Below are 18,699 nucleotides of genomic sequence, written 5' to 3' on the forward strand. Positions count from 1 at the left end.
TTGTAATGGCGAAATGTCACAAATGACCGAAGTGGCGAAATGTCTGCAATGGGTGAATGGCTCAATTCTCGAATGCCGGAAAGAGCAGTGAAATCTCAGGATCACGCCGCCACACCGTCGCCGTGGCGCGAGTCGTGGGCGGACTTCCTGTTTGAGTCACGGCGCGCAGCCGGAAGCAGCGCTCGCGCGGGTGTTGTCCTCGGGTTCCTTGCCGCACTGCTGCGGCTGTCGCTTGCCTCAATCCCCACAGGAGTCCCGCCGATGCTTAACCTTCGAGACGATTTCAGGCACGCCGCCCGGCGTTTGTGGCGGACTCCGCTGTATGCCGCGTTCGCCGCAGTCACGCTCGCGATCGGTATCGCCGCCACCACGTCGCTCTATTCGCTCTTGTATTTCATCGTCTGGCGCCCTGACGCGGTCGTCAATCCGGAACGCATTGTCGAACTGAGGGGCGATACGGTGATCGCTGGCCGGGCGGGAGTGCCGGGGCGATTCTCGTGGGCGGACTGGCAGTCACTGACCGAACAGCAACAGAGCTTCAGTCACGTCGCGGGAATCCACCGCATCGGTGTCTCGATTCTCAACAACGGAGTCACAGACGTCGCCATGGGCGAAGGTGTGACGGGGGACTATTTCGCGATGGTCGGCGTCGGGCCGCTCCATGGCCGCGTACTCAACCGCGCGGATAGCGCGCCTGACGCACCGCCGGTCTCGGTGCTGTCGGCCCGCCTCGCGAGAGCCCAGTTCGGGGACGAAGCTCAGGCGGTGGGCCGCACGGTCAAGATAGGGGGCCAGATCACAGAGATTGTCGGCGTCGTCACCGACAACTTCTTTGGGATTGGGGTCGCGTTCGCTCCTGCAACGCTTTGGCTACCGCTCGAACAGACTCGCACCCTGTCACCGTCACCAACCCCATCGGCCTACTTCGATCCCGCACGCCGGGACCTGCGCTGGCTCACTGTTCGCGGGAGGCTGCGCGACGAGGCCAATCTGCGAATGGCGGCCGAGGAGGTATCGCTCATCGGTCAGCGTGTCGAGGCGGCGTTTCCCAGCATCGGAGTGTCGGAAGGCCCTCGGAGCGGCAGTCCCGCAGGCCGGTACTGGCGCGCAGAGCCGGTCAGTGCGCGAGAGGCCGACACGTTTTCAAGCCTCGGCGTCGCGATGATGGTGGGCGTGACGCTCGTACTGTTGATGGTGTGCTCGAACCTGGCCAGTCTGGGGCTGTCAAGAAGCGCGGCACGACAGCCTGAGTTCGCCGTGCGTCGCGCTCTAGGCGCTTCGCGATGGCGCCTCGTGCGCGAACAACTTGTTGAGTGTTCGCTTGTTGTTGGCCTTGGCGCGGTGCTGGCCTTATGGGCCACGCGGTGGTTTGTCACCATCTTGCACATGGACGTGCCCATCAGCCGAGGCATGACCCTTTCGCTGCAGCCCGAAGTGACCTGGCCGGTCGTCGCCGCTGCCGCAGGCGCCTCGATACTCTCGATGATCTTCGTGGGCCTCGGTCCAGCCTGGCGAGCCACGAGCGCGGACATTCGCCCGCTGATAGCCCAGGACGGGGTAACGACGCGGCCTCGCGTGCGGTCGCAGCACTTGCTCGTAGCCGCCCAGGTGGCTGGTTCGGCAGCGCTGCTGCTGTTGGCGGTCTCAATCATGAACACGGTGACGCGGGCGACCCGATCGCCAGGCGTGGACGTCGACCGAATCGCCGTTGCCACGGTCAGTTTCTACCTGAGTCCGCGTGACGGCGTGGAGGCCGATCGGCTGCGCGACGACATTCTGCGGCGGGTCCGCCAGTCGCCCGGCGTTGAGAATGTGGCCGCGTCCGTCGGATTGCCATTCGGTACGTTCGTCGATCAGGGAAGCTTCGCGGCCAGCGACCTGGACCTTGTGAGTCGCGACGGTGGAGAGAATGCGTATCTGGTCTTCGGCACTGCGGGCCTGATGGACACTCTTGGCGTCCCAATTGTCGCCGGGAGGGCGTTCTCAAACGATGACGTGCGCGAACGACGGCCAGTGATCGTCTTGAGCGAAACCACGGCGCGCGGGGTGTTTGGTTCCACCGAAGTTGTGGGCCGGCCCGTGTGGTTCAAGCGCAGCACACCGGGCACGCCGGGGAGAGAAGCCCCGCAGCAGTTGATGGTCGTGGGTGTTTCGCGCGATACCGACACCTTTGTGATGGGTTCCAGCCGGAGGCACTCCGAGGGTTCGGGTGCCGTGTTCATGCCATTCAGCCGGGATGCGCGCGAGCCAATGATCATCGTGGCCCGGACAACGGGCGATACTGCGGCGCTTGCAGGAGTCGTTCGTCGCACCATTCGCGAAGTGGATCCCGGGCTCGTCGTGGATACCGCAGGGGCTGGGTGGGTCGTACTCAGCGGCCCGTTCCTCTTCCTGGGCGCGCTGGGCTGGGCGTCAACCGGGCTCGGCGTGCTGACCTTGGTGCTTGTCATGACCGGATTGTTTGGTGTCCTGTCCGCGCTTGTCACTCAGCAGACCCGCGAATTCGGCATCCGCATGGCGTTGGGCGGCACCCCAGGTGACCTGCTGCGGCTCGTGGTCCGGCAGGGCCTTCGTCCGGCTCGTGACGGACTGATCATCGGCATTGCCATCGGTGTCCTGTCAAGGATCGCGTTGGGTGCGATCCTCCCGTCGGGCCTGGCGGTCGTCGATGTCTTTGCGTTTGTGGTCGTGCCCGTCGTGATCGTCGCCACCGCCGTGGCGTCAAGCATCATCCCCGCAAGGCGCGCCGCCAGCGTGGATCCCAATGTGGCGCTCCGGCAGCACTGACATCGTCCAGGGTCCAGGGTCCAGGGTCCAGCGTCCAGCGTCCGGGGTCCCCATTCAATCCCTCAATCGCTCAATTACACAATCCCAGAATCCCGCAATCCACCAATCCGTCAATTTCCGATCAGCAATCCGAAATCCGCTATCAGCAATCCCGATCCTCAATCGCTCAATCCTCAACCCTCAATAGCGATAAGATCTGCCAATGTCTTCCCTCTCGCTCGACTGGAAAGGTGATCTCACGTTCGTCAACAGTCCCGGTTCGCCGGCCATCCATCTGGAAAGCAGCACGCCGGGTGTGTCATCCCCGGTTCACGCCCTGGCGTACGCCGCGATGGCGTGTATGGCCATGGATCTGGTGCACATCCTCAAGAAGGGGCGCCACGAGTTGAAGGGGCTGTCGGTGCATTTCGACGGCGAGCGCGCCGCCGACTACCCGAAGCGTTACACCGCCATGCACCTGCGGTTTGATGTCACAGGCGACATTCCCGAAGACGCCGTCGAGCGCGCCCTGGCGCTCTCGCACGAGAAGTACTGCTCGGTGTCCAATTCCATCCGCGCCGACATCGACTTCAAGACTTCGTTCACGGTTACGAAATAAGGGGACGGGTGTCGATTGGTGGAAAAGTCGCGGAAAACGACCTCTGAGGTAGTTTTCGCTGAAATCGAAACGAAAACTACCTCAGAGGTCGTTTTTCAGGACTTTTCCACCGATCGACACCCGTCCCCCTCGCCCACCCCGCGTCGCCCGTACATCGACTGGCTTCGCGGCGTGGCCGTGTTGTTCATGATCGAGTGGCACGTGGTGGATGCGTGGAGCACCGATGCCTCACGACAAGGCGGCGTGTTCACGGCGCTGGCGCTCATCGGCGGCACGGCCGCGCCGCTGTTCCTGTTTCTCGCCGGCCTGGCCATTCCGTTTGCCGCCGCGTCGCAGCAGCGAAAAGGGAAGTCGCTGCGTGACGCCGCCTGGGCGCTGCAGAAACGCGGCTGGCAGGTCTTCCTGTTCGCGCACATCTTCCGGCTGCAGTCGTTCCTCGGCAATCCCTGGGCGCGCGTGGACAGCATCTTCAAGCCCGACATCCTCAACATCCTCGGCCTTGGCATGGTCGTCACCGCATGGTGCTGGGGACGCAGTGACGCGCTGAAACGGCGCGTGGCCTGGCTGTTGGTGCCGGCATTCATCCTGGTCGTGATCACGCCGCTCTCACGAGTCTGGTGGTGGCCCACCTTGCTGCACCCGCGGCTCGAGGCCTACATCAGGCCCAACGGCGGATGGGGCCAGTTCGCGCTCTTTCCCTGGTTGGCGTTTGTCCTGGTCGGCTGCGCGGTTGGCGTCTGGATCGCCCGCTCACGTCCTGCCGCCGACGAACGCCGCTTCCACGGCCAACTCGCTCAGGCCGGCGCCGCCATCGTCATCGTCGGCACCATCGCGGCGTTTGTGCCGTCGCCATTCAACTCCAGTTTCTGGACCACCTCGCTGTCCTTCTTCCTCATCAGGACCGGGGTGATGACGATGGCGTTGTCGGGAGCGTGGTGGTGGATGTCACGAGCGAACGCACACCGGTGGAGTCCGGTGGTGCTGTTCGGGCAGACGTCGCTCTTCGTCTACTGGGTGCACGTGGAGTTGGCGTACGGCATGTTCAGCGCCGCCTGGAAGCGATCGCTGACGCTCGGCGAAACGGCGCTCGCCTATCTCGCGTTCACCGCGCTCATGCTGGTGGCGGCGCGATGGTGGGCGAAGCGCACCGAGCGGCCCTGGATACCGGAGCACCTGCGGGCTTAACGTCCAGGGTCCAGAGTCCAAGGTCCAGGGTTCGCGGAGCTGCTTCGCAGGGCTTTCTTGGAAAAAGCCCCGGCACCGCAAGGTGCCGGCTCAATGAACTCTGGACCCTGGACTCTGGACCCTGGACTCTACCGATCGTTCCAGTTCACGATCGAGTTGAACACCATGTTGAACTCGCCGTGGTTCTGCCACCGGTAGATCGGGTTGTTGGCAAACAGGAGCACGCGGCCTTTGCCGTTGCGTGCGCCGGGCACGTCAACCGCGATGGCTTTCTGCGAGAGCACATCCGCACCGGTCATCAAGCCGGAGATGACGGACGAGTCGCCGCCGACGTAACGGGCGAGGACGTTTTCCTGATCCGACATGCCCACGCGCAGGAACGGACCGCTCACGTACTTCACGCCGAAGTTCTTGTTGCCGTAGCCGTAGAACACCGGATGGTCGGGCTTTGAGATCTCGGCCTGCACGAGCGGGCGCTGCGCCGTGATGCCGGCCACCTGATCGGTATCCACGGTGCGCGCGAAGCCGAACTCGATCGGGAACCGCACCGCGTTGTGCGCGGCGATGAGCGTGCCGCCGCCTTCGAGGAAGGCCGCGAACGCATCCACGCCCACCTGGCCGAAGCCGCCCGTGATGTCGGGGGATTCGCCGTACATCCCGAGGAACTTGTACTTGTCGGTCTTCATGTACGGCACAGGCCGCGCGCTGGGTGCCTGCATCACCGATTGCCGGTTAATGCCCTGGTACGCCATGACGATCACGTCGTAGTCGGCCTTCAGGTTGCCCTTCATCACGCGTTCTTTGTAGATGAGGTCGAAGGGAATGCCGAACTGGTCAAACGCGTGCCGGTACCAGCCCAGTTCCTGCGTGCCGCCCCACTGCGAGTAGATGGCCACACGCGGCACGTCTGCGTCGTGCGTCGCCACGGTCGGGATGGACGCCAGCGTGGCAGCCGTGAGGCCGAACTTCTCCACCGCAGCGCGCACGGCCGCGATGTCGGAGGGCGTCGACACGATGAACGAGCCGGCAGGGAAGTCCATGCCCGATGCCGTGAAGCTGGCCTTGGCCACCTTCATCGGCACGTTGCGCACCGCGTAACGGAACGACACCATGTTGTTCGAACCCAGGTGCGCCACCGCGATGCCGGCCGTTCCGGTGCCGATGATGCGGGCCGCGTGCGTGGACGTCTTGACCACCTTCGTCCCCACCTCCAGCACGTCCTTGTTGTTGATCTCGCGGATATCCACACCCATCGCCGGGCCCATCGTCCACCCCGAGTCGTCGTAGGTGGAGAGGCGCTCGTCGGGATAGTCCTGCTTCTCGAAGAGGTTCTTCGCAAGGTTCCAGTAGGGCTGGCCGGCCTTCACGAGGTACGAACCTGCGGGGAAGGTCTCTTCGCCGAGCTTGAACTCCGCCGTGGCCTGGCTCACTTCGATGCCCTGGATGCCCATGATGCGGATGAGTTCGGCCACGCGCGTCATGTCGCGCTGCACGGGAATCACATACGCGTGGGGCGGATTGTCGAGGCCGCGCCGGATGGAATTGCGTGTCTTCATGTAGAAGTTCTCGACCACGAGGTTCGGGAACATCGACGTGAGCTGCAGGGCCGAGAGCACGCCCGTCTGCATGTAGTTCGCGTTGTTGCGACGCGTGAAGTTGGCCACGGCATCCGGCGGCACTGGCAGGCCGCGATACCACTCGCGCGGCTGACCGCCGCCGCGACCTGTCGGCACGCCGCCCGCGCGACCGCCTCCTGCCGCCGCGCCTGCGCCCGGGCCGGCGCCACGCCCGGCACCAGCCGGGGCGCCTCGGCCCGCGCCCTGGCCCGCACCCAGCGCCGCATCAGGCGCACCGGCGCCACGACCGCCGCCTCGTCCCGCACCGCGGCCGCCACCGGCGCCTGCCGCGGCAGGCGGCGCTGCGCCACCTGCAGCAGGAGCCGTTCCAGCCGCCGCCGGCGCACCGGGCGTCGGAAGGTCACGGCCCGACTGCGTCTCGTACATTTTCATCAGGCCGTTGTGGTTGTAGGCCAGCGAGCCGAGGTACCCCGGCGACCAGCCGTCCATGAATGCGTGCGTGTAGACGCCCGGCATGCCGTACTTGGTCATCTGCGCCATCTCGAAGTTCGAGAAGAAGGGCAGTTCCGAGAAGAGGATGGGGTCCAGGTTCGGGTTCTGGGGCGGGCCGCCGCTGTAGGTATAGAGCAGCGTCAGCGACTCGTGCAGGTCGTGCATGATCGGCGGGTGGGCGGTGAAGTACCAGTCGCCCAGGCCGCGCATCTGCATCTGCGAGAGGTTAATGTCGCGGTTGTTGTCGTGATAGACGTACTTGCCCCAGTAGGGGACGCCCGCGCCCCCGCCGCGCCCACCGCCGCCCACGGCGCCCGGCTGACCGGCCGCTGCGGCCGCAGTCTCATCAAGGCCTTTGTAGAACCAGTCGATGTTGCGGTCGCGCCCGTCGGCATCGGCCACCGGGGTGACCGACACGATCACGTTGTTGCGGATCTGCGAGATGAGCGGCGAGGTTTCCACCGCCAGCCGATACACCAGCTCCATCAGCATCTCTGGGGGGCCGAGTTCGCCCGAGTGCAGACCGCCCATCAGGTGGTAGTGCGGCTTGGTGGTGGCAATGAGGTTCTTGATCTGCGGGTCGCTCAGGCCGCGGGGATCCGCCAGCTTGGCCAGGTTGTCGCGGTTGCCCTGCAGGCCCTTGATGTTGGCGTCTGAGGAGACCCAGACCACCACCAGCTCCCGGCCCTCGTCCGACTTCCCGATGGATTCAATCCGCACCCGGGGCGTGGCTGCGGCCAACGCCCGGTAATACTTGAGGATGTCTTCGTAGTAGGTGAGCTTCCCGGGGGCTCCGATGTGATACCCCAGCACATCCTTGGGGGTGGGGATGCCCGGCACCTTCGGCAGGTGGTCCACCAGCGGACTGCCGTAAATGGGATTTCCCGTCCATTCCTTGTAGAGTTTCGCGAATTCTTCGTCCTGGGCCTGTTTCGGGTCCCGGGTCTCGGTCACCGATTGCTGGGCCGGGGCCGTAGCCACCGCCAGGACAAATACTGCCAGGCCGACGGCCGACATCCACCAACTTCGGTGGGAAACTCCAGCGATTCTCATCGGTAACTCCTTCAAGGCTTGAGATTCTACAGGCCGCAACCTACAATCGCGCCTATGATTTCCGTCGCCGCACTCCGGATGCAGCAATTTGGCGTCCAATTCTATCAGGCTTCGCTGACCGCGAAGGACATCGACAAGCTCGTACGCTTCGAGGTCCTGAGCTATGGCGATCAGGGCGCATCGGGCGTCCGCGGAAACGCCAGGCAGTCCAAGGTCCGGTGGGACTTTCTGGAGCGCCGAATCGCCTCGAGCGACAAGGCCTACCAGCGCCAAATCATCCGGAAGAAGATCGACGAGCTGGTGGGGTACTACGACCAGTGCCGCCAGGCACGCGACCTTCCGTCCATCCCAGGCGCCGTCATCATCTCGTGCGACGAGGCGCTCAAGTTCGACGCCATGCCGGGCGAACCGTCGCTGGGCATCCTCAAGGTGCCTGAGCGCGAAGGCATTCTGCGCGCGATCGACGGCCAGCATCGCCTGCTCGCGCTCCACGCGGGCATCGAGCACTTTGGCGACGAGTCCTTCACGGTGCCGGCGATCATCTTTGACCGTCTCCCCGAAGACCACGTCGTCCAGATGTTTGTCACGATCAACGCGAAACACACGCGACTCAACCCGTCGCACCTGGTGGCGCTTTCGGGGCGGCAGCTGTATCGCGATGAAAACCTCGCGGCCGCGCACGATGTGGTTCGCGCACTCAGCGAGCGGGAAGACTCGCCGCTGTTTGGTGAGATCAAGTTGCTGGGTGTGGGACATGGACGCGTGGCCCAGGCGCCGCTGGCGCAGGAACTCAAGAAGTTGTTCGGCGCTGAAGCGTTTGGCTCGGTCAAGAAGACCAATGAGTTCCGCGACGAAGCGACGCGCTTCTTTGTGAACTACTTCAAGCAGGTGGCCGTCGTGTTTGGCGCCGCCTGGAACGGCCGCAAGTACAGCATCAAGTCGGCCTCGGCGCTGCGCGCCTTCATCAGGCTTGCGCCAGATATCGTCAGGCACCTGGACCAGCAGCACGCCGACCTCGCGGACTTCCGCGCCATCGGCCGCATCATCGCCCCTTGGGGCCGCCGCATCGGCGACCTCCGGTTCGAAACCGACGGCGCCTGGAAGCGCTCGGGCTCGACAGTCGATCAGCTCGTGAAGGAACTCCGCCTCGCCCTGCAATATCCCGAAGGGTCTATCGGGTAGGGCCAGGACGTCGGGTGGGGGAAGGGTGTCCGGGGGGCCTCCTGATAGCGGCGATCCTACCCTTCCGTCTCGCGTCGAGTCAGTGCGCTTGCCCGTAGATGCACCCCGCGCGGGCTCGGCCACGACTGCACTTCCTGCTTCAACGCGTCCAGCCGCTTCCAGTGCTCGGTCAGAGCCTTCCGGCCCGTCACCGTAATCCGGACCGTTGTCTGAGGATATTTGCTGAGGAAGGCCTTGGCGAGCGTGACGAGGCCTGCCTCCTCGAGTTTGGCCAGGTGCTGCGAGAGATTGCCGGGCTGCAGGCCTGTCAGGCGCTGGAGAAACACGAAGTCCGCTGATTCACACGCCGAGAGCGCAGTGAGCACGGCGAGCCGGGCCGGCTCGTGCACCAACTTGTCCGCGGCCACCAGCCGTTCGAACGGCGCGTCTTTAGACGTGGGCATGCCGGAACTCCCGCACCAGGAAGAGGTGCAGTTGCACTGCCGAGGCGATAAGCACGGCCACCATTCCGAGATGACCCACCACCTGGAACGGCCGAAGGACCGGCGCCACAAGCGTGGCGAACAGCATCGCGGCGACAGCACCTGCCATCAGCCGAGCCCGTTGATCGCCACGGCTGGCCGCCAGTGACATCGCCGTGGCTCCAGAGATCATCACCCACAAAAGATCCCTGGGGCGCGCCCCGGCTTCCGCCCCGAGAACCAGGGCCGCCAGAAGCAGTAGCCCCAGTGCCGTTGGGCCGACGACGCCGTACCTGAATTCCTGAAAGGGGCGATCCCATAGGGACGGCCTTGGGGGCTCCACTCGTCCGAAGCGCCATTGGTAGTACGTTCCGAGGGTCGCAGCCGTGACGACGGCGCCCAGGTCGAGCCACAGTCGTAGGCGCGGATTCGGATCGCCGATGATCTTCAGTACCGCATAGATGTTGTGCATCAGCGCCCACCAGAAGAGCAATCCCAGGAACACGCGTGCGCCGATGTAGGCACGGGTCAAGTGGCGAATCGAGTCAGCGGCCATGGCCATGAGTCAGTCTGTGCTCGGATTTAGTTATTGTCAATAACCAGATTGCGGGCTGGTGTGACCTGCAGAGCGGAGCCCCAGTTCCTCAGTTCCCCAGGACCCTGGACTCTGGACTCTGGACCTCTGGACCCTGGACCTCTAATATCCCTTGGTGCGTTCACGTATCGGCATCGACACCGGTGGTACGTTCACCGACTTCGTTCATCTGGGGCCGGATGGTCTCGTCGTCCACAAGCAGCGGTCCACCCCCGACGACCCGTCGCGCTCGATTCTCGACGGCATTCGACACCTCACCGGCCAGGCCACGTCCCTCGACGTCGTTCATGGCTCCACCGTGGCCACCAACGCCGTGCTGGAACGCAAGGGCGCGCGAGTGGCACTGGTCGCTACGCGCGGGTTCGAAGACGTCCTGAAGATCGGGCGGCAGACGCGCCCCGAGCTCTACAACGTCTTCGTTGCGCCACGGCCTCCGCTTGTGGACCCGGACCTGACCTTCGGAGTCACCGAGCGGCTCGATGCTTCTGGCGCGGTTCTCCAAGCGGTCAACGAAGAGGAAGTGGACCGCCTCGCCCGCCTCATCCACGACCGCGGCGCCACCATCGTCGCCGTCTGCCTCCTGCATTCATACGCAAATCCGGCCCACGAACAACAGGTGGCCACGCTGCTTCGGCAGTCGGGTCTCGCGGTGTGTACGTCGCACGAGGTGCTGCCGGAGTACCGCGAGTTTGAACGCTGGAGCACGACGGTGGTCAACGCCTACGTGACGCCCCTGATGGATCGGTACTTGGGAACGCTGGAGCGAACCCTGACCCGGGCCCGACTATCAATAATGCAGTCCAACGGCGGATGTATTTCAGCCGGGGCGGCGCGGGCGCAGGCTGTGCGTACGGTGCTCTCCGGCCCCGCCGCCGGCGTCGTCGGGGCCAGCGCTGTGGCACATGCCGCCGGTTTTCCGCGCGTCATCTCATTCGATATGGGCGGCACGTCCACCGACGTCAGCCTCATAGACGATGGGATTGGACGGACGACGGATTCGAAGGTAGGAGACTTTCCGGTGCGGCTGCCTCTCATCGATATCCACACGGTGGGTGCCGGCGGTGGATCGATCGCGTACCTCGACACAGGCGGTGCACTGCGGGTTGGGCCCCGGAGCGCCGGCGCGAATCCTGGTCCCGTCTGTTATGGCGTTGGTGAGGAATTGACAGTCACTGACGCCAACCTGCTGCTCGGCCGGCTCGACCCGGACTACTTTCTCGGTGGGCGCATGACAATCGACGCCGCCCGCACGCAACGCGTGGCGGCCGCGCTTGCCAAACAGACCGGGCTGTCGGTACCCGAACTCGCCGACGGCATTGTGCGAGTGGCGAACGCGAACATGGAGCGCGCGATTCGTGTGGTGTCGGTCGAACGTGGTCACGACCCGCGCGACTTTGCACTGCTGGCCTTCGGCGGCGCGGGCGGCATGCACGCCTGCGAGATCGCGCAGCAACTGGAGATCAAGACGGTGATTGTGCCCAGGCATGCAGGCGTGCTGTCCGCACTCGGCATGCTGGTGGCCGACGTGACGAAAGACTATTCGGCCAGCGTGCTCAAGACGAGTTCACAAGTGGGCGTGAAGGACTTGGAACGCCTGTGTGCGCCGCTCGTCGCAGCCGCGAAGGCTGAACTCGAGGGCGAAGGGTTCCCGGCGAAGCGTCAAGTGATCACGCTGTCTGTGGACGTGCGGTACGTCGGCCAGTCGTTCGAAATCACATTGCCGCTCACCGCTGACTATCGGAAAGTATTCGACCAGCAGCATGGCAAGACCTACGGCTACTCAAACCCGGCACGCGCCACTGAAGTGGTCAACGTTCGCGTCTCGGCCGCGGGTATCACCGACAAGCCAAAGCTGCCGTTCACCAAAGTCCGCGGCGCGTCGAAGGCAAAGCCCACTGTTGTTCGCCCCGGCCGTTTCGCTGGGAAAAACGTGAAGGTCGCGTTCTACCGCTGGGATGATCTGAAACCAGGGTCGCACGCGTCTGGTCCCGCAGTCATCGCCGGCGGTGAAGCAACCGCCGTGGTCCCGCCCGGCTGGAAGTTCAAGGTGGATGGTTTCGGCAACGTTGTTGCGCAGAAAGGGCGGGCGTCATGAAGCCGAACCCTATCGAATTCGAAGTCTTCAAGAACCTGTTCCTCTCCATCGCCGAGGAGATGGGCGTCACCCTGTGCCGCACAGGGTTCTCACCAAACATCAAGGAACGGCTCGATTACTCGTGCGCCGTCTACGACGCCGATGGCAACACCATCGCGCAGGGCGATCACATGCCGGTGCATCTGGGCGCAATGCCGCTCTCGGTGCGCGCCGCCATCGATGCCGTGGACATGGAACCGGGCGATATCGTGATGCTCAACGACCCCTTCCGGGGCGGCACACACCTGCCCGACATCACGCTGGTGTCACCCGTGTTTCTGGACGCAATTGCCGGGTCTGAAGACCCGGCCTCCATCCGGAAAAGCCGGTCGGGTCTTCAGGCGCAGCGTTCCGTTCCTCGGAGGCCGGGTCTTCAGACCCGGCAGCGCCCGGCGTTCTACGTGGCCAATCGCGCGCATCACTCGGACGTCGGGGGCATGAGTCCGGGGTCGATGCCAGTCGCGCGCGAGATCTACCAGGAGGGCCTGATCATCCCGCCGGTCCGTCTGGCCCGGCGAGGGCAGATCGTGGAGGACATCATGGCCCTCCTCCTCAACAACGTGCGCACACCCGATGAACGCGAGGGCGACATCGCCGCGCAGATCGCCGCCAACCGCGTGGCCGAGACTCGCCTCCGCGCGGTCGTCGCCCGTTACGGTCGCGCGCAGACCATGCGTTATGCCGCGGCGTTGCAGGACTACACCGAACGCGTGGTGCGCCACGCCATCAAGGGCATTCGCGATGGCGAGTACACCTTCGAAGACGCGCTGGATGACGACGGGTTCAGTGATGCGTCGGTACCGATTCGCGTGAAGGTGACGATTCGGAAGGACCGCGCCGTCGTCGACTTCACCGGCTCAGCGCCGCAGGTCACCGGTAGCGTGAACGCGAACTACGCCATCACGCTTTCGGCCTGCCTGTATGCCTTCCGGTGTCTCGTGCAAGACGACGTGCTCTATAACGCGGGCGTGGGTCGGCCGATTCAGGTCATCGCTCCCGAAGGGTCGATCGTGAATGCGCTTCGGCCGTCCGCCGTGGCTGGAGGCAACGTCGAAACGTCGCAACGCATCACCGACGTGGTGCTGGGCGCTCTTGGGAAGGCGCAACCCGATCGATGGCCGGCGGCCAGTCAGGGCACGATGAATAACGTGACGCTGGGGGGGGCCGACCCCAGGACCGGCCGGCAGTTTGCGTATTACGAGACGATGGGCGGCGGCATGGGCGGGCGCAAGGGCATGGCCGGCCTGAGCGGCGTGCACGTGCACATGAGCAACACGCGCAACACCCCGTCTGAGGCCATTGAGCACTATCTTCCGGTGCGCATTCGGCAGTATGGTCTGCGGCAGGGAAGCGGCGGTGCCGGTGCCGCCCCCGGCGGCGAGGGCCTGGTGCGCGAATACGAGATGCTGGTGGAGACGTCGGTCACGTTGCTCACGGATCGGCGTCGCCTCGCGCCGTACGGCGTCAGAGGCGGCGGGCCTGGAGGCGTGGGTAGGAACACGTTGATTCGCGATGGCAAGGAAACGCCCTTGCCGGGCAAAGTGCAGATCACGCTGCGCGCAGGAGATCGTCTGCGGGTAGAAACCCCCGGCGGCGGGGGTTATGGGAAGTAGTTAACAACATGTTCAGCTGGTGGCATGACGCAGATCGGACCGCACGAAAGTCGCTGGTCGCAGCCTCGCTTGGCTGGATGCTCGATTCGTTCGACGTCATGTTGTACGCGCTGGTGCTGCTGGCCGTGCGCAACGAGCTGGGCATCGACGCGGCCACCGCTGGGTCGCTGCAGTCGCTGACGTTGCTGGCGTCGGCGGCCGGCGGACTGATCTTCGGCGTGCTCGCCGACAAGTGGGGACGCACACGCGCACTGATGTTGAGCGTGCTGGTGTACTCGGTCTTCACTGCCGCGTGCGGGTTCGCGCAGACGGTGGCGCAGTTGGCCGTCTTCCGCATCTTCCTGGGTTTCGGAATGGGTGGTGAGTGGGCCAGCGGTGCCGCGCTTGTGTCCGAGACCTGGAAAGAGAAAGACCGCGGCAAGGCACTCGGCTTCATGCAGAGTTCCTGGGCCATCGGCTACGCCCTCGCTGCCATCGTGAACTATCTGGTCCAGGATGTCGCGGGGCTGGGGTGGCGTGCGGTGTTCTTCGTTGGTGTGCTGCCGGCGTTTTGTGCGTACTGGGTGCGCCGCAGCGTAGAGGAGCCCGCGATGTGGACGGCCGAAAAGGCCAAACCCACTCGTGTGTCGCTCGGCGAAGCGATGGGTGGCCCGATGCTGCGCATCACGCTGGCTGTGACGCTGATGAACGCGTGCACGATGTTCGCGTGGTGGGGACTCAACTCCTGGATTCCGTCGTATCTGCGCGCGGCACCTGACACCGGAGGCATCGGCTTGTCGAATGCCGCGATGAACTGGTTCATCGTGGTCATGCAGGTCGGCATGTGGTTCGGGTATGTCACGTTCGGTTACGTGAGCGACAGCGTCGGCCGTCGCAAGACCTACGTGGGATATTTGGTGGCCGCCGCCGCGCTTGTGCTGGCCTACGCGTACACGACCACGCCATGGGTCTTGCTCGCACTGGGACCTGTTGTCGCGTTCTTCGGCACGGGTTACTTCAGCGGGTTCGGTGCGGTCACAGCGGAGCTGTATCCCACCGCCGTGCGCGCCACCGCGCAGGGCATCACCTACAACGTGGGCCGCGTCGCAAGCGCCGCCGCGCCGTGGATGGTGGGCTCAATCGCCCAGACAAACGGCTACCCGAGCGCGCTCTCGATCACGGCCGTGGCATACCTGCTCGCGGCCGCGTTCTGGATAGTGATCCCCGAGACCAAGGGCCGGGCGATTCAGTAAGAAAAGACCGCCGGCGAAGCCAGGCGCTCAGCGAACCCTGGACCTTGGACTCTGGACTCTGGACTACTTGGTTATCTCGGTGACCATCCCCATGAGGTAGTGGAGCGTGACCGTGTCTCCCGCAGCCATGTGCTTCGGCACCGCTTCGTTTCCGACGCGCGCGTGACGGATTTCGCCTTCGGGATCTTCCGGGTCGGTCCAGAACACATCAAGCGAGATCTGGCCGTGAATCGACATCGGCTGGATACGGTGGATGACGGCTGTGCGGGTGCCTTTGAGCATGCGTTACCGCTTCACATCATAGACGTGAAGGGCGTCTTGTTCGCGAAGATACATCCGGCCCCCGGTGACCACGGGATGCGACCAACTGGGGTTGCGAACGCCTGGAATCTGGAACTTGCCCTTTTCGCGGTACGCCGTGGGTGAGGCCTCAATCAGCATCATCACGCCGTTTTCGTAGCGAAAGTAGACGTGTCCGTCGGCCGCCGTGATCGCCGCGGAACCGCTGCCGTCATTGCGGAAGTTGCCGCCCCACATCACTTTTCCTGACGCGAGTTCGATGCACATCGGGAAACCCAGGCGATGTCCGTGGCCCGCGTAGACGTGGTTGCCAATGAGCACCATGCCGCCGTGGTGATTCTGGAACGTGCGTCCCTCAAGGAAGTACTTCTCGGACGCCGTGACGCGTCCTTCGGCGCCTGATGCCAATTGCAGCAGGGCCGACCCGGTGCCATAACCCGAAGAGGCAAATACCAGGTCACCTTTGACCAGTGGCGTGGGGATATTGGCCGTGCCATTTGCCACGCGGTTGTATCCCCAGAGGAACACGCCATCACTCGCACGCACGCCGATCGCGCCCCGGCCGGCCAGGCGCACGTACTGCTTCACGCCTCCGCCGTTGGAAATGACGATCGACGAATAGTCGGGGCCGTTGACGCCGCCCGATCCAATCCCGGGCTGCTGCGTCCGCCAGATTTCTTTCCCCGTGGTCTTTTCGAGCGCCACCATTGCGGCAGCGTTCGAGCCGGGGCTCACGATGACATGGGCGCCGTCCACAAGCGGCGATTCAGCGAACAGCCACGTCGGTGTGGGAGCCCTGTAATCGCGCGTCAGGCTTTTGCTCCAGATGTTTCGCCCGGTCGCGGCATCGAGTGCGACGACAGTGCCGTCGGAACTGAGCACGTACACCGAGTTGCCATCAACCGTTGGTGTGGCACGCGGCCCGCCGTATTCGTCCTGATGTGTTTCGCCTACACGCGCGGCCCAGATCGGTGCGCCGTCGGCTTCGTTGAACGCCAGCGCGTACTGTCCGTCGCGCCTGTCGCCCATCGTGTAGATACGTCCGCCCGTGACGGCCACGCTTGAGAAACCGGCCCCCATGCCCATGGCGGTGAAGAGTTTGCGCGGGCCACCCTCGGGCCATGTCTGCAACAGACCGGTATCGGTGGAAATGCCATCGCGGTTGGGCCCGCGCCACTGCGGCCAATTGCCCGATGCCGCGGGCTGGTCAATCGCAGGCAACGCCGCCACCGCGGACAGCAGCACCAATGTCGCACTCATGAGGCGCAGTCGCATTCACATCTCCTTGTGACCCGCGTCAAAGGTGGCGCGGGCCGCGTATCATCAACTACGGATAACTTATGGTGACACGTTCTCATGGCCGTCTGACGCGGCGAATGCGTGCCTTGGCCGGCGTTCTCGCTCTGGGTGGCGCCTGGGGCGCAGGAGCGTCCGCTCGCGAACAGGATCTGCCCAGCGGTGCGAGCCTCGTCGCGAAACATCTCGCCGCCATCGGTGGCGCAGACCTCGTTCGCGCAACGACCTCACTTCGCGCAACAGGCGTGACGGAGCTGCCCGCGCAGAACATTCGCGGCACGTTCGAAGTGTTGGCCGGGCGGCCGGCGAAAGCGATCCTCCGACTGGAACTGGGTGGGATCGGAAAGGCCGAGAGCGGCTACAACGGCACGGTGGGATGGATGCTGGATCCCGATGGTGGGGCCGTCGATTGTGACCGGCCCACAGCTCGACGAGATGCGCAACGACGCGCACTTCGACGCCGTCCTGCATCCACCCGATCTCGTGAAATCGATCACCACCACCGCTCGCGTGGAGTTCGACGGCCGGCCGGCGTTCAAGACGCACGTGGTGTTTGTGTCGGGCCAGACCCGAGAACACTTCTTTGATGCCGAGCGGGGTTACCTGCTCGGTTTTTCCGGCGACAGCCAGACGCCGATGGGCGTGGTGCCCACCACCGTCACGCTCAGGGACTACAAGGCGTTTGGCGCCATGACCCACCCCGCCCGGCTGATCCAGGCGGCGATGGGCGTCGAGCAACACTTCATCTTCGAGACCTACGAATACAACACGCTCAAACCCGAGGTATTCGATCCGCCCGCCATCATCCGCGCCATCATGAAGACCGACGCGGCGCCCGCCCAGCCCGTGGAGCCATGGCGCGCCGAGGCCGTGGCCAGTTTCGACGAAGCCTGGACCACCATCAACGATTCATTTTTTGATCCCGGCTTCGGCGGCTTGAACTGGGCCGCGGTGCGCGACGAACTCCGGCCTCGCGTCTTGTCCGCCACCAGTCCGGAAGATTCCCGGCGCCCCATCCACGAGATGCTCGCTCGCCTCAAGCGCTCGCACTTCGTGCTCATGACTTCGACAGCCACAAGCGACGATCCCCCGCGCGCGGGTGGGGCCACCGTGGGCGTCGATGTTCGCGTGCTCAAGGACGATGTGGTGATCACGCGCGTGACTGCCGGCTCGGCCGCGGCGAATGCCGGCCTTACCTCAGGCCAGGTGCTGCTCGCGATTGACGATGAAGCGGCATCGAAGTGGTTTCGACCACAGGCCTCGGGTGTTGATCCGCGTACGCGTGCTCTGGATGTATGGCGTCGCGTGCAGCGGAGTCTCTCGGGCGCGCCCGGCTCAACGGCCACCGTGCGCGTGAGTGATGACCGAGGCGAACGAGTCATCAAGGTCAGTCGATCGGTGGAGGCCGGTGAACGCGTGGTGCTTGGCGACCTGCCGCCGTTTGTCACGGCGGTCACCGAGCGCGCGGCGGAGACGCCAGCTGGCCGGCCCGTTGGCGTCATTGGGTTCAACGTGTGGATGACGCCGGTGAACGACCCCGTGGCCCGCGCGGTCAATCGCTTTCGATCGGCGAAGGGCATCGTGATCGACCTGCGAGGGAATCCCGGCGGTCTGGCGGCAATGATCTCCGGCGTGGCCGGACACCTCTTCACCACACCCGAGGTGCTGGGCCATATGAAGACCCGCTCGTCGGATCTAGTATTTCGCGCGAACCCGCGGATGGTCACACCCGAGGGCGTGCCGGTGGTGCCGTACGGAGGCCCTGTGGCCATCCTGGTGGACGAGCTGACCGCCAGCGCCTCAGAGTGCTTCGCCGGAGCCCTTCAGAGCCTTGGCCGGGCGAGGGTCTTCGGCCGCCAGACCCTGGGGCAGGCCCTGCCGGCGTCCACCCGTCGTCTACCCAACGGCGACCTGCTGATGTACGTGGTCGGTGACTTTGTGACCGCCACCGGACGCCGCCTCGAGGGCGAGGGCGTGGTGCCCGATCAGGTCGTCCCTCTCACCCTGCAGGCCCTCAGGGCTGGCCGCGACGCCACGCTTGAGGCGGCCCTGCGCTGGCTTGACTCGTCTGCAGACGTGAATTGACTCTGGGCGGAGGGGTGGGTTATCCTCCCTCGACCTACACGAACACCCGATGTATTGCGCTTTGAGGTCATGTCTGACCTTGGTTTTGGGTGGTCGCAATTGCAGGAGT

12 protein-coding genes and 1 pseudogene are annotated in these 18,699 nt (G+C 64.6%); 8 read left to right on the forward strand and 5 right to left on the reverse strand.

Going from position 1 to position 18,699, the window contains the following annotated elements; all coding sequences use genetic code 11:
• The first annotated feature begins 87 nt into the window (after positions 1-87).
• The 3 genes from IPL75_04380 to IPL75_04390 all read left to right on the forward strand — a co-directional run bounded on the left by IPL75_04380 (position 88) and on the right by IPL75_04390 (position 4,570).
• Positions 88-2,787 (forward strand): ABC transporter permease, encoded by a 2,700-nt coding sequence (locus tag IPL75_04380; protein MBK9239498.1) that lies wholly within the window; start codon positions 88-90, stop codon positions 2,785-2,787.
• Positions 2,788-2,989: 202 nt separating this feature from the next.
• Positions 2,990-3,385, forward strand: coding sequence for an OsmC family protein (locus IPL75_04385; protein ID MBK9239499.1), 396 nt, complete (start codon positions 2,990-2,992; stop codon positions 3,383-3,385).
• Positions 3,386-3,556: 171 nt separating this feature from the next.
• On the forward strand, positions 3,557-4,570 hold the full coding sequence (locus tag IPL75_04390; GenBank protein ID MBK9239500.1) for a DUF1624 domain-containing protein: 1,014 nt from the start codon (positions 3,557-3,559) through the stop codon (positions 4,568-4,570).
• A 1,991-nt stretch (positions 4,571-6,561) separates the two neighbouring features.
• On the opposite strand, the pseudogene IPL75_04395 reads toward IPL75_04390, so the two are convergent.
• Positions 6,562-7,692 (reverse strand): annotated as a pseudogene (locus IPL75_04395) (hypothetical protein).
• 54 nt (positions 7,693-7,746) lie between these two features.
• Between IPL75_04395 and IPL75_04400 the strand changes: the two are divergent.
• On the forward strand, positions 7,747-8,874 hold the full coding sequence (locus tag IPL75_04400) for a DGQHR domain-containing protein (protein MBK9239501.1): 1,128 nt from the start codon (positions 7,747-7,749) through the stop codon (positions 8,872-8,874).
• A 56-nt stretch (positions 8,875-8,930) separates the two neighbouring features.
• Here IPL75_04400 and IPL75_04405 read toward each other — a convergent pair whose 3' ends face one another.
• Entirely contained in the window at positions 8,931-9,317 is a 387-nt protein-coding gene (locus IPL75_04405) for a transcriptional regulator (protein MBK9239502.1), read from the reverse strand.
• Positions 9,304-9,891: a hypothetical protein gene (locus IPL75_04410; protein ID MBK9239503.1), complete on the reverse strand. Its 588-nt coding sequence runs from the start codon at positions 9,889-9,891 to the stop codon at positions 9,304-9,306. Before IPL75_04410 ends, IPL75_04405 begins: the two co-directional genes overlap by 14 nt.
• Positions 9,892-10,042: 151 nt before the next feature.
• Between IPL75_04410 and IPL75_04415 the strand changes: the two genes are divergently transcribed.
• The 3 genes from IPL75_04415 to IPL75_04425 are packed head-to-tail and all read left to right on the forward strand — an operon-like array spanning position 10,043 to position 14,909.
• The gene (locus IPL75_04415) at positions 10,043-12,025 is read left to right on the forward strand and encodes a hydantoinase/oxoprolinase family protein (protein MBK9239504.1); all 1,983 of its coding nucleotides are present in this window, start codon (positions 10,043-10,045) and stop codon (positions 12,023-12,025) included.
• The gene (locus tag IPL75_04420) at positions 12,022-13,677 is read left to right on the forward strand and encodes a hydantoinase B/oxoprolinase family protein (GenBank protein ID MBK9239505.1); all 1,656 of its coding nucleotides are present in this window, start codon (positions 12,022-12,024) and stop codon (positions 13,675-13,677) included. Before IPL75_04415 ends, IPL75_04420 begins: the two co-directional genes overlap by 4 nt.
• A gap of 8 nt (positions 13,678-13,685) precedes the next feature.
• Positions 13,686-14,909, forward strand: coding sequence for an MFS transporter (locus IPL75_04425; GenBank protein ID MBK9239506.1), 1,224 nt, complete (start codon positions 13,686-13,688; stop codon positions 14,907-14,909).
• A gap of 63 nt (positions 14,910-14,972) precedes the next feature.
• Here the strand turns inward: IPL75_04425 and IPL75_04430 are convergent, their stop codons facing one another.
• Together IPL75_04430 and IPL75_04435 are read right to left on the reverse strand one after the other, a co-directional pair.
• Positions 14,973-15,191 (reverse strand): hypothetical protein, encoded by a 219-nt coding sequence (locus IPL75_04430; protein MBK9239507.1) that lies wholly within the window; start codon positions 15,189-15,191, stop codon positions 14,973-14,975.
• Between the two features lie 3 nt (positions 15,192-15,194).
• Entirely contained in the window at positions 15,195-16,484 is a 1,290-nt protein-coding gene (locus tag IPL75_04435; protein ID MBK9239508.1) for a PQQ-like beta-propeller repeat protein, read from the reverse strand.
• A 414-nt stretch (positions 16,485-16,898) separates the two neighbouring features.
• Between IPL75_04435 and IPL75_04440 the strand changes: the two genes are divergently transcribed.
• Positions 16,899-18,590 (forward strand): hypothetical protein, encoded by a 1,692-nt coding sequence (locus IPL75_04440; GenBank protein MBK9239509.1) that lies wholly within the window; start codon positions 16,899-16,901, stop codon positions 18,588-18,590.
• Positions 18,591-18,699: the final 109 nt, after the last annotated feature.

It is taken from the genome of Acidobacteriota bacterium (genome assembly GCA_016716905.1).
GTDB lineage: Bacteria > Acidobacteriota > Vicinamibacteria > Vicinamibacterales > SCN-69-37 > SYFT01.